This is a genomic window from Candidatus Hydrothermales bacterium (genome assembly GCA_039630235.1).
In the GTDB taxonomy this organism is placed as follows: domain Bacteria; phylum Hydrothermota; class Hydrothermia; order Hydrothermales; family JAJRUZ01; genus JBCNVI01.
The window spans coordinates 32,873-46,566 of sequence record JBCNVI010000009.1 but is presented as its reverse complement, the minus strand read 5'-3'; the positions used below and the strand labels follow the sequence as shown (position 1 = coordinate 46,566).

14 protein-coding genes are annotated in these 13,694 nt (G+C 33.2%); 2 read left to right on the top strand and 12 right to left on the bottom strand.

The genetic code is table 11. The annotated features are described in order from the left end of the window. The 7 genes from ABDH49_08010 to ABDH49_07980 all read right to left on the bottom strand — a co-directional run. Window positions 1-547, bottom strand: a 547-nt coding sequence (locus tag ABDH49_08010) for a helicase-related protein (GenBank protein MEN3046902.1), incomplete at its 3' end; no start/stop codon positions are given. Then, complete coding sequence (locus ABDH49_08005; GenBank protein MEN3046901.1) at window positions 519-1,814, bottom strand: SNF2-related protein; 1,296 nt, start codon at window positions 1,812-1,814, stop codon at window positions 519-521. The genes ABDH49_08005 and ABDH49_08010, both read right to left, overlap by 29 nt. A gap of 381 nt (window positions 1,815-2,195) precedes the next feature. Beyond that, the gene (locus ABDH49_08000; protein MEN3046900.1) at window positions 2,196-3,005 is read right to left on the bottom strand and encodes a nitrilase-related carbon-nitrogen hydrolase; all 810 of its coding nucleotides are present in this window, start codon (window positions 3,003-3,005) and stop codon (window positions 2,196-2,198) included. Then, window positions 3,002-4,240: a sigma-70 family RNA polymerase sigma factor gene (locus ABDH49_07995; GenBank protein MEN3046899.1), complete on the bottom strand. Its 1,239-nt coding sequence runs from the start codon at window positions 4,238-4,240 to the stop codon at window positions 3,002-3,004. The genes ABDH49_08000 and ABDH49_07995 overlap by 4 nt, the downstream gene beginning before the upstream one ends. After that, window positions 4,233-5,165 carry an aspartate-semialdehyde dehydrogenase gene (locus tag ABDH49_07990; protein MEN3046898.1) on the bottom strand — a complete coding sequence of 311 codons (933 nt, stop codon included), beginning with the start codon at window positions 5,163-5,165 and terminating at the stop codon, window positions 4,233-4,235. The genes ABDH49_07995 and ABDH49_07990 overlap by 8 nt, the downstream gene beginning before the upstream one ends. A gap of 6 nt (window positions 5,166-5,171) precedes the next feature. Beyond that, on the bottom strand, window positions 5,172-6,320 hold the full coding sequence (gene sucC, locus ABDH49_07985) for an ADP-forming succinate--CoA ligase subunit beta (protein ID MEN3046897.1): 1,149 nt from the start codon (window positions 6,318-6,320) through the stop codon (window positions 5,172-5,174). Window positions 6,321-6,335: 15 nt separating this feature from the next. Further along, window positions 6,336-8,027 carry a hypothetical protein gene (locus tag ABDH49_07980; protein ID MEN3046896.1) on the bottom strand — a complete coding sequence of 564 codons (1,692 nt, stop codon included), beginning with the start codon at window positions 8,025-8,027 and terminating at the stop codon, window positions 6,336-6,338. A 38-nt stretch (window positions 8,028-8,065) separates the two neighbouring features. Between ABDH49_07980 and ABDH49_07975 the strand changes: the two genes are divergently transcribed. Further along, window positions 8,066-8,599, top strand: a complete 534-nt coding sequence (locus ABDH49_07975) for a macro domain-containing protein (GenBank protein ID MEN3046895.1) — start codon at window positions 8,066-8,068, stop codon at window positions 8,597-8,599. A gap of 3 nt (window positions 8,600-8,602) precedes the next feature. Further along, window positions 8,603-9,508 (top strand): CdaR family protein, encoded by a 906-nt coding sequence (locus ABDH49_07970; GenBank protein MEN3046894.1) that lies wholly within the window; start codon window positions 8,603-8,605, stop codon window positions 9,506-9,508. Here the strand turns inward: ABDH49_07970 and ABDH49_07965 are convergent. The 5 genes from ABDH49_07965 to lepB are packed head-to-tail and all read right to left on the bottom strand — an operon-like array spanning window position 9,492 to window position 13,694. Beyond that, on the bottom strand, window positions 9,492-10,622 hold the full coding sequence (locus ABDH49_07965; GenBank protein ID MEN3046893.1) for a hypothetical protein: 1,131 nt from the start codon (window positions 10,620-10,622) through the stop codon (window positions 9,492-9,494). The two genes, ABDH49_07970 and ABDH49_07965, sit on opposite strands and share 17 nt — an antisense overlap. Then, a complete protein-coding gene (gene bshB1, locus ABDH49_07960; protein ID MEN3046892.1) occupies window positions 10,623-11,312 on the bottom strand; it encodes a bacillithiol biosynthesis deacetylase BshB1 in 690 nt (229 codons plus the stop codon). A 1-nt stretch (window position 11,313) separates the two neighbouring features. Next, window positions 11,314-12,063 (bottom strand): glycosyltransferase family 2 protein, encoded by a 750-nt coding sequence (locus ABDH49_07955; GenBank protein ID MEN3046891.1) that lies wholly within the window; start codon window positions 12,061-12,063, stop codon window positions 11,314-11,316. Next, a complete protein-coding gene (locus ABDH49_07950) occupies window positions 12,050-12,982 on the bottom strand; it encodes a TIGR00269 family protein (GenBank protein ID MEN3046890.1) in 933 nt (310 codons plus the stop codon). Before ABDH49_07950 ends, ABDH49_07955 begins: the two co-directional genes overlap by 14 nt. After that, a complete protein-coding gene (lepB, locus tag ABDH49_07945) occupies window positions 12,963-13,694 on the bottom strand; it encodes a signal peptidase I (protein ID MEN3046889.1) in 732 nt (243 codons plus the stop codon). Before lepB ends, ABDH49_07950 begins: the two co-directional genes overlap by 20 nt.

The window sequence follows — 13,694 nt, the reverse complement described above, 5'->3', positions numbered from 1 at the left end:
CCTCGGTAGAAACTAAAATTCTACAATCATCCTTTTTAACCTTTGCTCTTGCATCAAAATTTTCTATAACCTTATCCCTAACTATTTCAGGCGAGTTTCCATGAAACATCAGAGCTATTTCACCAAACTTTGAGTTTATGGCCTCAGTTAGGTATTCTGCCGTCTCCTTGGACTCAGTGAATATGATTAGCTTTGAGTCTTTACTTAAAATAGGATCGGTCTCAAGTTTCTTAATAAAAGTCTCTAATTTAGGATCTCTTTTTATATTTTCCCACATCGACTTAATATTTTTTAGGATCCTGAGATCGTGGTTAAGATCATCTATAAAGTTTTCTTTAAATTCTTTTGCTCTATAGCACTCTGCTTTACCCTCCTCAACCAGCTTTTGAATTGCCTCATCATCTCCTTGATCCCTAAGTTCAAAGATCCTATTAATGTATTTCTTGCTCACATAAACATAGCCCTTTTTATATGTTTCTATAAACTTTTCATAAGAAACTATGAACCGTTCGATACTTTTACAAAAAGGCATAAAAACTACTTTCAAGCCTTTTTACAAGTAGAACCTTCATGAACCCGTCTAAGTTTTGCTGGGCTTGTATCTCCAAGGGACCAACAGGCTTAACTAAATAAATTAGGGGCTTATAACGTGAATACTTTAAATCCTGAGTTATAAGACTTACAGTTTCCATGAATATTTTATCTTCCTCATCATTTAACTCATAGAAAACAGGTCTTGGGGGCTCTATCTCCGGAAACTTAACGTTGTTATTTTTTAAATCCTCAGGAAAATATCTCTCAATCTCACTCCTTGTCCTTCTAACCATTATGTACTTTAAAACTTTATCTCTCATTTCCCTTGCACAACTTCTAACAGTCTCAAGATATTTTGAGTAGTCTTTACTCCTGTCTACCTTCTTTATCTTTTTTTCCATTTCTTTAAAGAAATCCTCAAGATTACGAAGATTGGGAATACTGCTATTTCTGGGAGCCTGAAATAGTTTTATCTGATTAAAGATATCTCTTGGCGAATTATTATAGGGCGTAGCAGAGACAAGGATCACTCTTTTACCTCGACATATTTCGGATATTTCTTCATAACTTATAGTTGATTCATTTCTGAAACGGTGAGATTCGTCAATGATGATATTTTTATATTCTCTCTTTTTCATGTGCTCCTTTGCCTCATCAAGTTTACCGGTAGAAACAAAATCGGCCCGAACGTGAAAATCAGAAAAAACATTAGGCCAAGAACCAGGGTTATTTCTACTAAGAAGTGCAGGAAGCGCTATAACCACTATTCTTCCACCAAGCTGGCTTACTAGCATCGCGGCAACGTAGGTTTTACCAAGACCAACAACGTCAGAAATAAAAACTCCACCATACTCCTCTAGAACCCTTTTAGCGTTCAAAACCGCTTGCTCTTGATAGGTAAACTTCTTAAAATTTTCAGGCACATATTCAAGAGATACCTCATCTTTTCTACTTAACTTATCTTTAAAATATTCGTACAGAAATTTTAAATAGAGTTCATAGGTAGTAATCTCTGAGTTTAACCAAGTTCTCTTGTTTATCGTTTGAACAAAGCTTTCATTTACATCTACAGCCCTTTCCCACAATTCTTCAAATTTTCTTTTTGCAAACTCATAGTCAGCACGGTTTTTTAACTCAACGTTAAACTCTAAATTATCAATAAGTCCAGATTGAGTAAAATTACTCGAACCTGTAATTACTCTTCCCACATCCCTATCTCCCTCCTTGAAAGTTATAATGTACAGCTTTGCGTGGATATTCTGCAGGGGATAGACCCTCACTGGAGTTTACCACTTTTAATCCACTCAACAAATTTTTTGGCACCCTCTTCGACATCTAAATTATCTTCTGACTCTGAAAATTCCTCCTCCACTATTTTTCCGATCATCTGTTTTGCTTCAAAGTGAGAAAATTGAAATAGATCTTGATTTTTACTTTCTGCCGCTTTTATTAAATCATAAATTTCCTTAGATGTTTTAATTCCTACGAGAATCCTTATTCTTTCCGTATTCTCAAGCGCCCTGTATATGGAATAGAATCCATTTACATAAAAGTAACCAACAAGACAGTCAAAAATCTACAGTCCTTTATTAATTGCTCAAATCTATCCTTAAGAGTTTTACCAGGTTCGTTAACTATAAAAGTTAAATCTAAGGGCTCTTTTATTTCCAATCCTTTAACTCCTTGTAAGGATAAAATCTTTTAAGATCTTCAAAGATATTATTAAACTCATTGATATTTTTATTATAAGATTCGCTTAGATCTAAATCTTTGACTCTTAGTACCTCACTCTTTGAATTTGCTCTTGCGAGTATCTTTCCCGATGGCGAAACTATCTGACTCTTTCCAGTAAAAACATAAACATCGTCTTTGTATCTTTCCTCACCAATCCTATTTGATGTTAACGTAAAAACTCTATTTATAACTGAATAAATCCTCATAGCCCTCTGAGACCAGGGTAAAACTAAATTGGCACAGTGCAAAATCATATTCACACCCTTTAACACTAAATACCTCACCTGCTCAGGAAAAAACCAATCAAAACAAATCATAACACCAAACTTAAAACCACCATACTCAAATATACCACTTTCTACACTATCCCCTCCCTCAAAATATAACTTCTCCTTATAAAAAAGATGAACCTTCCTATAAACACCAAAACTCCCATCAGGCAAAATATATAAAGCTGAATTATAAAATCTTTCATTAAACTTTTCAGGAAATCCAATAACTGAAACAGTACCCGTACTCCTCACTACTTTCAAAAGATCCTCAAACTCTCTACTATCCGGAACACTAAAAGAATTCTTCTCTAAAAATTCTCTATCAGGAACTAAATAACCAGACGTAGCAAGCTCTGGAAAAACAAGAATCTCAGCTCTACTCTTTCTTATTACCTCTTTAATAATCTCTAAATTCTTCTCCTTTTCACCATGTAAAGGTTTAAGTTGATAAAAACCTATCCTCAAATTTCTATCTTCTCCCTCTTAAAGATTTTTTGAAGCTCCTTCATAGTCCTCTCCTTTATCTGCCTTACCCTTTCCCTTGATATGTGAAGTAAATCCCCAATAACCTCAAGGATTTGAGGAAATCCTGAATCAAGAGCATAATAAAGCAAAAAAACATTCCTCTTTTCCCTTTCATTCGGAAAAATCTCCTTTAACCACTTCAAAAATATCTTCTTCCTCTCAACCTCATCCTCAATATACTTCCAATATCTATGAATAAGAACCGCCTCCCTTAAATCTATTCTATCTGAAGAAAAGATACTTTTTATCAAATTTTTGTTCTCAGCCAGCTTTTTCCATAAATCAAGATCGTTCGTCTTCTTTAAAATCTCAAGGTACTTAACACTTATCCTCCCGAGCTTGGTCTTTTCATCTAACGACTCATTTATAATCCTATGAATAGTATCAACTATAACTTGCTTCGGATTTACATCATAACCCATCATCTTTACATAATCCTTTACTATCTTTAAAATCTCATAACAGGAAAACTCAGTACCAGTATAAAGATATATTATTAACCTTTCCCTTAAAGATAAAGTTGATAATATTTCCCTTATTTTTAACTTCTTCTTTTCCTCGGCAAACTCAACTTCAGGAGAAGGTAAAGACTTTTGATCAAGTATTTCCTCCCATGAAGACTTTTCCTCACCCTCTAAAGGAAGATGATCCAAAGATAACTCCTGTGAGATTATAGATTTTGCAAATTTTATCTCTTCAAGCGGTAAACCTGTCATCTTCGCTATCTCTTCATCCTTTATTCCCCCCTTTCTATATCCAAGCTCTTCCTTTACCCTCTTTATTTTCCTTAAAGCTGCTCTATGCTCAGAAGGAATCCTAACCGTAGTAGACTGCTCATCAAGTGCTCTTGTTATAGCCTGCTTTATCCAATAGGGAGCATAACCTATAAAATGAACACCCTTAGAGGGATCAAACTTATCAATTGCCTTTAAAAGCCCTAAATTACCCTCGTTTATAAGATCTTGAACTGGAACTCCATAATCCCTATATTTCATCGCAATACTTACAACCATCCTCAACAAAGAATGAACAACCTTTTCTTTTGCTACCTTATCACCCTTTTGTGCCTTTAAAACAAGCGCATCTATCTCATCAGGAGGTAATATCTCATATCTTGAAATCTCCTTAAAATAGATCTCTAAAACCTTATCTCCAAAAGACTTTTTATCAGACATAAAATTCACCTATCTGTACTGCATTGGTAGCAGCTCCCTTCCTTAAGTTATCCATACAGGAAAAGAAACTCAAAACATTTTTCCTTACTCTTATCCTTCCAACACCTACCACATCTTTATCTATATACCTATTAGGGACCGGAATCTCATCATAAACTAAATAACTCCTTTTTTCAATCTCATCCTTTAATTCATCTAAACTAACCTCTTTTTCAAACTCTACAAAAACAGACTGAGAATGAACGTAAGGGACAGGCACCCTCACACAGGTTGCATAAATCTCCAAATTATCATTTTTTAAAATTTTTCTACTTTCTAAAAAAATTTTCCTCTCCTCCTTAGACTCTCCATCTTTTATCTCGCCAACATAGGGAAAAAGGTTCTCAAATATCTTAAATGGAAAGGGACTATTAGTTAAAATCTCCCCCCTTTTTTCTTTTTGATAAGCATAAAGCCCCTTTTTTCCCGCACCTGAAACTGATTGGTAAGTTGAAACAAATATTTTTTTAATACCAAATCTCAGAAAGGGTGAAATTGAAAGAACAAGCTGAATTGTAGAACAATTTGGATTTGCAATAAGCAAATCACTCTTTTTAAGATGATCTTTGTTTACCTCAGGAACAACAAGAGGAACACCCTCCTCTAGCCTAAAAGCTGATGAGTTATCTATAACCCTTTTTCCCCTTTTTACTATCTCGGGCACCACTTCCTTGGCCTCTTCATCTTCTAAACAAGAAAAGAAAATATCACAATCTGGCACCTTCCCCCTAAATTTTTCAATTTTAAAGACCTTCCCCTCTAAAATTAACTCCTTTTCTTCTGTTCCAAAAAGTATAATGTCATCTACGGGAAAATTTCTTTCTTCTAAAACTTTCAAAAGAGTTCTACCTACAATTCCGCCTGCTCCTAAAACACATACTCTCATAGATTTTTATGTTTTCTCTGCCATCTCACAAGCTAATTTTGCACCCTCATCCATTGTTTTTGCCGTATAAAGATTTAACCCTGAACTCTCAATTATTTTTCTTGCCTCTTCTTCGTTAGTCCCAGTTAATCTTATAACTATTGGAACTTTCGGATCTAACTCTCTAAAGGCTTCAACAAGGCCTCTTGCTACATCGTCACACCTTGTTATTCCACCAAAAATATTGAGGAAAACTGACTTTACGTTAGCATCGGATAGAAGAATTCTCATCGCAGCCTTAACCTTCTCAGGTGAAGAAGATCCACCGATATCAAGAAAGTTGGCAGGTTCACCTCCAAATTTTTTCAAAGTATCCATTGTAGCCATTGCAAGACCAGCCCCGTTTACTACACAACCTACTTTTCCTTCTAACTTTACGTAAGATAGACCATGCTCTTTTGCCTCATGCTCCTTTATATTTTCATAATCCATGTCCCTCTGTGGAACAAAACTGGGTAATTTAAATAAAGCGTTATCATCTATTATTATCTTTGAGTCAACAGCCCATAACTTACCATCATCACCGAGTCCTAACGGATTTATCTCTACTAAGGTAGCATAACACTCTTTAAAAAGCTTATACATATTCATCAAAATATTCTCAGCCTCTTTTTTTAACTCCTTATTTTCAGGAAGAAGAAAATCAGAAAACCTTCTTAACTGATAGGGTGAGATACCCCTCATTATTGGTATATAATCTGAATAAATACTTTCAGGCCTTTCTTTAGCAATCTCCTCTACTTCAACCCCTCCTTCCTTTATTGCCATAAGTAAAATCTCTCCTGATCTTCTATCTAAAGTTAAGGAAACGTACATTTCTTTTAAAATATTTACTGATTCTGCAACTAAAACTTTTTTTACTTTAATTGACTTTATTGTCAAAGATAAAATTTCCTCTGCAAGTTTTCTTGTTTTTTCTGGAGAATCAGAGAGTTTTATACCTCCTGCTTTTCCTCTACCACCTACTGGAACCTGAGCTTTTATTACCACTTCCTTTACACCTAAATTTTTGTGTATCTCAAAGGCTTCACCAGGTGTGTAAGCAACTTCTCCCCTTTTAACAGGTATGTTATATTTTTCAAAAAGTAATCTTCCCTGATATTCAAGAAGTTTCATATTTATTTAGAAAAGTTATGGGATTTGAACCTTTATAAAAAGTTTATGACAAACTTTTTTTAATTTACTACTAACTTCTTCAGTTTCAATTGGTTTTTGATTATAGGACAAAAAGATTAAATAGGCAACAAACCCAAAATCATCAAACCTCAGAGCAGAAAATTCCTTTCCCTTAAACTCATCTAAAAGCGATTCAAATAGATTTTCAGCTTTATCTCCACAAAAGGTAACTATGGTTGTTCTTTTACCATTTTTAAAGTCGCAAAGAAATTCATGGGTACTTGCATACTTCATTACGCTATCCCAGAGCATCTTAAACCCTATAGTTAAATCTTCAATATCTATTTGAACCCTAAAGAATTCATCTAAAGAGTAAAAAAGCCTGCGAAGAAGATGTAATTCAATTCCGGAGCCAGCCATTTTTTCCTCAAGCTGATTAAACTTCAAATTCTCTAATACTCTTAAACCTTGATCGAAATCCCTAAAGTTACCCATTACATCCCTTAAAGTATCATTTAAGATCTTGTAAACATCATCAGGAGAATCAAAAAGGGCGCTTTCAGAACAGGTATTAATTATTAAAATTTCAAAATCATGAGAAAAACTTGGAGCCTTAGAAGACACCACATTAATTCCCCTTATTTTATCTAAAGACTTTATAATCTCATCGGTATAGGAGCCTTCACTTTTTCTTGGAATAACACCAAGTATCTTAAAGTAAAAGTGTTCATCCGTCACACCAGTAAGGGAAATATATATTTGAGGAATACCTGTTCTTTTTGCCTCCTGAATAAGAGAAGGAATGATTACTCTACCGATTATCTCTGGGCTTACCCTTAATTTTTCACTCAATATTTTTCTCCTTCTTAACTTCAAGTGCTCAATTAAGTAGTTCTCAATTATAAGAAGCTTTTCTTCAGGATACCACGTTTCCTCCGGTGTTTGAATTTCAATTCTTATTACTGTAACTCCATCCTCAGTAAAAACCTTTTCGAATTTTCTTCTAAAATCGGGAATAATATCCCTTAGAACATCCAGTACTTGGTCAAGGAAAAGCTCTCTTGAGGAACCTGCAACTAATATTCCTGTTAATTCTTCCGACAAGGTTCTAAAGTTTTTAATATGAACATGAATTCCTCCCTTTTCTTTTACTAAATTTCTTAATTCTATCTGCATCAAAATTTGCTGAGCTAAGTCTTCTGGTTTTCTATTTCCAATATAAGCCCAGGATCTTGAGGAGAAAAATTTTTCAGTTTCAAGAACTATATCTTTTATTAACTTTTTCTTTTTTACCTCCTTTGTCAAAATCCTTAAAACTTCTCTAAAGATCCTTAATTTTGAAGCAGTTGAATCCAAAAGACTTTTCATCCAGGGATCAAACTTAGCAATATCGGGTAAATATTTTTTTAAAAATTCCTTTTCTTTTCTAAACTTCTCTCTAATTTTTTCATCGGTTATGTCGACTTCAGCAATTATTCCTGCTAAATTATTATCAAGAACAAATCCCATAAAAAAATGTATGTTAAATCCCCTTTCATGAATTGATGTGGAAATGGCATCCTGCAAACCTGGCCAATCCTTAGCCACTACATATATCTTTCCTCTGTTCCCCTCTTCATCAACCTTCACACATACTTCTCTTTTACTTGCGATTCTAATCATCCTATCAAGAATTTTCTTTTCTTCTTTTGAAAGTCTGTTTTCCATCCTTTTATTTTAACCCAAAGCTAATATATAATTAAAGCATGGAAATTAAATACATTAAAGAAAAGACAATAAGTGACAAAAAGGTATATATATGTCAGGGGGATATAACAGAACTAAATGTGGAGGCATTAGTCAACCCTGCTAACGAGAGACTAAAGCATATGGGCGGTCTTGCTGCCCATATCGTGAGAAAAGGGGGAAAAATAATTCAAGAGGAAAGTGATAAGATAGGCTACTGTAAAGTAGGAGAGGCAGTTGTAACAACTGGAGGTAATCTAAAAGCAAAATATGTAATACATACGGTTGGTCCGAGGTGGGGAGAGGGAAATGAGGAAGAAAAACTAAAAAGTGCAGTGAGAAGCTCCCTTAGTAAAGGTGAAGACCTAAAAATAAAAAGCATAGCAATACCTGCTATTTCAACCGGAATATTTGGCTTTCCTAAGGACGTTGCCACAAAAATTATAGTAGATACCGTAAAAAACTTTTTAGAAAACGAAGCTAAGAGCCTTAAAGAAGTTTTCCTATGTGATATAGATGAGAAAACAGTTCAGTATTTTGAAAATTATCTCTAATTAATGAAAAAAAGAGATATAGTAGAAATCTTAATCGCTATTCCAGTTGGTGTTTTAATTTGGTTTTTTACAGTAACAGAAAAAAACTATACTGTGAAAAGAGATATAAATATTGAGTATGTTGGACTTCCTGACTCCCTTACCTTCCTTGAACCACCTCCTAAAAAAATAACTGCCACAATAAAAGCAAACGGCAGAAACCTTCTCATACTAAAAATTTTTAAACCTAAAATTTTTCTTAGGTTTGAAAATCCTATAAAAGGTAAGAACACATACGAAATACAAAGTCTTATACTTGATGTACCCAATTTTGTAAAGATAGATGAACTTAAATTTGAACAAAATTTTATCAGTGTCAAGTTAGATAAAAAGGTTGAAAAAAAAGTGCCAGTGAGTGTTAGAATAAAGGGCACTCCAAGAGCTGGCTATACTGTTAAGTCAAAAAAGTTCGAGGGAGATGTTAAATTAATCGGCCCTCTCACACTTCTTTTAGGAATTGATAGTATAAGAACAAACTTTGTTTCAGTAGAAAAAAGAGAAAAAAGCTTTGTTGAAAAGGTGAAAGTAATATCTCCATCACAGGTTGTTAAGGTATATCCTGAGTCTGTAAAAGTTACCATAGAAATAGAAAAATTAGAAGAAAGAGACTTTTTTAATGTACCCTATATCGTTCTAACACCTAAAAATTATAAGGCAATAACTAAGCCTGAGAAACTATTTGTCAGAATAAGGGGACCTGAAAGCTTTGTAAAAAATTTAGAGCTAAGTAACATAAACGTAATAGTTAATGCATTAAATTTTCCTGAGGGAGAATTTTTTTTAACACCTAAAGTTAGAGTACCAGAAAACCTAGAAGTAACTAAAATTGAACCAGAAAACGTTATAGTAAAGATTATAAAGTCAAAGTAGAACTTATTATATTTACAATTTCTTCCTTATCAAATAGAAAAAACGGAAAATCTCTTTTTTTTATATCCCCAAGATAAATTGTTAGACTAATAACTCCTGATTTAGGAGGATCTAACTTAAAGAGTTTTTTGATAAAAATGTTTGTAGCCTCATCGTAATTCTTTCCAGATACACCATGGTAAAAAAGATCGGCTCCAAAAATTTTGTTATACATAGAAAGAATTAAACCTTTAGGCCTTAATGGGATGTTCTTTAATTTGGGAATAACCTCTTCTATTTGATTACCAAGAGAAATCTCAAACTTTTCACAGATAAGCTTATCTCCCCTTTTAAAAACTCTAAGTCTTTCTCTTAAATTTAAAAAGAAGGGAAGTTCTATCAAATCTCCATCCTTTTCCAAGGGTAGGGCTGGCTCGGTTTTGTTAGTTATTCCGAACTTTTCTCTATACTCGGCTATTGCTTCATTATAACACTCATAAACTCTTTGAGCGTTTATAAAAAAGTAGGAGAAAAAATGCAAAAAAGGTTCAGAGCTCAAAGAAGCAGATAAAAAACTTGTTTTATATAAAACACTTTCTTCATACTCCATTCTTGAAATTGAAAAAGCCTGAGAAAAAGATGGATGCAGATCTAAATTTTTTATGAAAATTTCAAAAAATTTTTTTGCTCTTTCCCTGACTTCCCCTGCTTTTATTTTTTTCTCCACTTCAAAAACTAAATTTATATTTTTCTTTATCTCTTCGCTCTTTAGAGTCTCAAGAGTGATTTTCTGTGGACTATAGAATAAAAATTCCCTTTTTATTTTATTATTAACATCGGGATAATAAAAGAAGATTCTATCAACCCCATCTATATCATTTTCAAAAAATTCTGTTTTAAATCCTAATTTTACAAGTTCACTTAAAAACAAAGATTTAACCCATATACCTGGATGATAAAAAACAGTTTGATGTCCTGATGCAACCTTAAAATTATCTTCGTTCTCAAGTAGAAAAAACTCTCTAAACTTTTCTCTCTTTTTCCTATTTTCCTCGCATAAACTAATTATATCCTCTTTTCTTGAAGGTTCAAGAACAATTTCTTTGTCTTTCTCGGGAACCTTATAGAGAAACATTTAATCGAATAGAACAGAGAGATTTCTAAGAGGCAACGGTTCTTCTAATAAAAGAATTTCGCCATAATGGACCCCTATCAGTCTTCCGTAAAATTTATTGATAGTCTCAATAACACTTAGAAACTCCCTTCTTTTTTCCTCATATAAGCCAAATTGAGATTTATAGGAGTCTACTGCTTTCATTTTTATATCAAAAGTATCTGTTATATCGACAACAATATGAGGATGATATACCTTTCTTTTGTGGGAGGCATGAAAAAAAATTAGTTTCGGAGGATAAAAGGGAGTACCTTTCCAATTCACCTTTGTAAACTTTGAATAGAACCTGGCAGCTTGAACAATTTTTCTTGCCTCTATATGATCTGGATGTTGATCATCCCCATGATGGGTAAGAATAACCTCAGGTTTATATTCTCTTATTATTTCAGCCACTTTAATTCTCGATTCAACGTTATCCATTAAGAATCTATTAGGTAAATCAAGAGTAACTCGCTCTACACCCAAAATCTTTGCAGCCTCCTCTGCTTCTTTTTTTCTTGTCTCTGGATCGCCAAAGGGAGTGGGTTCACCGTTTGTTAAATCACATATTACCACCTTATAACCTGCCTTTGATAGTTTTGCAATAAAACCACCAATTGATAACTCCACATCATCCGGATGTGCTCCAAAAGCAATAAGAACCTTACTCATTTTAATTACTTTTTAAATATTCTTTTAACATCTTTAATCCTTTTTCAACAAGTTTCACCTTAAATTTTTTTTCGAGAATTTCAAGGTAATACTTAAGTCTTTTTTTTACATCCTTTAAATCTCCTGGAAATTCTTTTCTTAGGGGATAATAAAGCTCACATGGAACTTCTTCGAATTTAAATTTAAACTTATAGGCATGATACCAAAACTCAAGGGGAAAACCGTAACCCTTTTCCTCTGGGGCAAAATACTCAAAAACATGGCTTTTATAACATTTAAAGCCACAAAAAGAGTCTGTTAAATTAAAGCCTGTTAGTTCATTTAAAATCTTTGTAATTATCATGTTTATGATTCTTCTGTCGCTAGGAGAATCTGAAAGTCTAAGGGAAAGAGGATGATATCTTGAGCCGGATACAAAGTCATTTTTTTCAATTTTATTAAGAAAATCTGGAATTCTTCTTGGAAAATGCTGTCCATCTGCGTCTATGGTTATTATTATTTCAGCGCCGCTAGATATTGAAAATTCTATTCCGCTCATTAAGCTTGCCCCGTATCCCATATTGTATTCATGCCTAAGTAAATTGAGCTTTGGATTTTTAATAATTCTAACTGGTGGATCAGAACCGTCATCTACCACAACTATTTTTGATTCAGGTAAAATATCTTTTGTTTCAGAAATAACTCTATAAAGCGATTCTTTCTCATTATAAGCAGGAATTACAACAAAAATTTTTTCTTTATTTATTGACATTTAAAGAAATCTTGAAGGGATGTTTTTCAAAAATTGTGCAAAATGTACAAACTTCTCTTTTAGTAGGCATACCACATTGAATACATTTATTTGTACCTTTGAAAGTTTTTAAAACTTTTTTATCTATCTTCTTTTTAAAGTTATAAAAACCGATGAGGAATCTATATTTTGTGCCAGGAGAGTCATTTTCGAGTGAGTTTAGTATGCTTTTATATTTTAGGGTTTTAGCGCCAACAGAATAGGGACACTCATCTCTTATATAATCGATCTTATTTAAAATTGCATAAAGGGCTATCTCCTTTTCAGTAAAAAGGAAAAAAGGTTTAATTTTTTTTAAAAGACCATTTTCTTCAGGTAAGGTTAGTTCTTGATGTTCTAAGTGTTCCTCTTGCCAGTAAATTACATTCCCAAAGAGTCTTGCAGACTCATCATCAAGATTATGTCCTGTTGCAAGAACAGTACAGTTATTTTTTAAAGCGAGAATATTCATCAAATATCTCTTTACTGCTCCACAAACAGCACAGGGTTTATCTCTCCACTTTTCCTTTACAATATCCTCTATTCCCTTTTCCTGATTTTCTTTTAAATTATAGATCAAAACAGGTATATTAAACTTCTCCATAAAATTTCTCACATAAACTTCTGAATTATTTGAATAATTTTCTTTAAATATACCTAAATTTATATGAATTCCGAGAGTATTGTATCCAAGTTTATTAAGGACATAAAGAAGTGACAGGGAATCTTTTCCGCCTGAGACAGCTACGCCTATTTTATCTTCATAAGTAAACATCTTATATTTTTTTATTATTCTTTTAGTTTCAGACTCAAATCTTTCTACAAAGTGATCTTTGCATAGTGAAAGGTTTTGTCTTCTTATTTTTATACAGGCTTTTTCTTTACATATCTTGCATCTCATAATTTTTTCTCCATAAGAAAGGTAATTGGAAAATTCTATCCCATCTTATACTTTTTGCAAGATTATAAAAGGGAACACTTCCATCCCATGAAAAATAGATCAAAAGAGGAATACCTTTAAGTAATTTTTTGGGAACAGGTCCAAAAAATCTTGAGTCTGACGAAAAGTCCCTATTATCACCTAAGACAAAATAAGAATTTTGAGGAACCACAACAGGCCCAAAGTTATCTCTTATGTTTATGTCATTTAAAAAGGCTCTATTTTCCCATTCTTTCTGAAAATACTCAGCAAACGCCTTATTTTCCATATTGTAAGGCGAACTAATTATTCTCTCATCCTTATGAATCGCATACTCTTCTATGAGCAGTTTTCCGTTAATATAAACTCTTTTATCTCTTATCATAACTGTATCACCAGCAAGTCCTATAACCCTCTTTACAAAGTCTTTTGAGGGATCAACCGGATATCTAAAAACAACTATATCTCCTCTATTCGGTTCTATAAATTGGAAAAACTTTATCTGAGTATAGGGAAGCTCAAAACCGAAGATTGGTTTAAAAACAAAGAGAAAATCTCCGGGTAGCAAAGTATCCTCCATAGAACCAGAGGGAATCCTATAGGCTTGAAGGAAAAATGGTCTTATTACAAAGAAGACTACAATAAAAGCCCAGACCCACTCCTCAATATGTTTTTTTAATCCCTTTTTTACCAA

Coding starts and splice junctions, on each gene's coding strand:
- ABDH49_07975 (MEN3046895.1), top strand. CDS start 8,066: ATGGAAATTAAATACATTAAAGAAAAGACAATAAGTGACAAAAAGGTA.
- ABDH49_07995 (MEN3046899.1), bottom strand. CDS start 4,240: ATGTCTGATAAAAAGTCTTTTGGAGATAAGGTTTTAGAGATCTATTTT.
- ABDH49_07955 (MEN3046891.1), bottom strand. CDS start 12,063: ATGTCAATAAATAAAGAAAAAATTTTTGTTGTAATTCCTGCTTATAAT.
- bshB1 (MEN3046892.1), bottom strand. CDS start 11,312: ATGAGTAAGGTTCTTATTGCTTTTGGAGCACATCCGGATGATGTGGAG.
- ABDH49_07990 (MEN3046898.1), bottom strand. CDS start 5,165: ATGAGAGTATGTGTTTTAGGAGCAGGCGGAATTGTAGGTAGAACTCTT.
- ABDH49_07950 (MEN3046890.1), bottom strand. CDS start 12,982: ATGAGATGCAAGATATGTAAAGAAAAAGCCTGTATAAAAATAAGAAGA.
- ABDH49_07980 (MEN3046896.1), bottom strand. CDS start 8,027: ATGGAAAACAGACTTTCAAAAGAAGAAAAGAAAATTCTTGATAGGATG.
- sucC (MEN3046897.1), bottom strand. CDS start 6,320: ATGAAACTTCTTGAATATCAGGGAAGATTACTTTTTGAAAAATATAAC.
- ABDH49_07965 (MEN3046893.1), bottom strand. CDS start 10,622: ATGTTTCTCTATAAGGTTCCCGAGAAAGACAAAGAAATTGTTCTTGAA.
- ABDH49_07970 (MEN3046894.1), top strand. CDS start 8,603: ATGAAAAAAAGAGATATAGTAGAAATCTTAATCGCTATTCCAGTTGGT.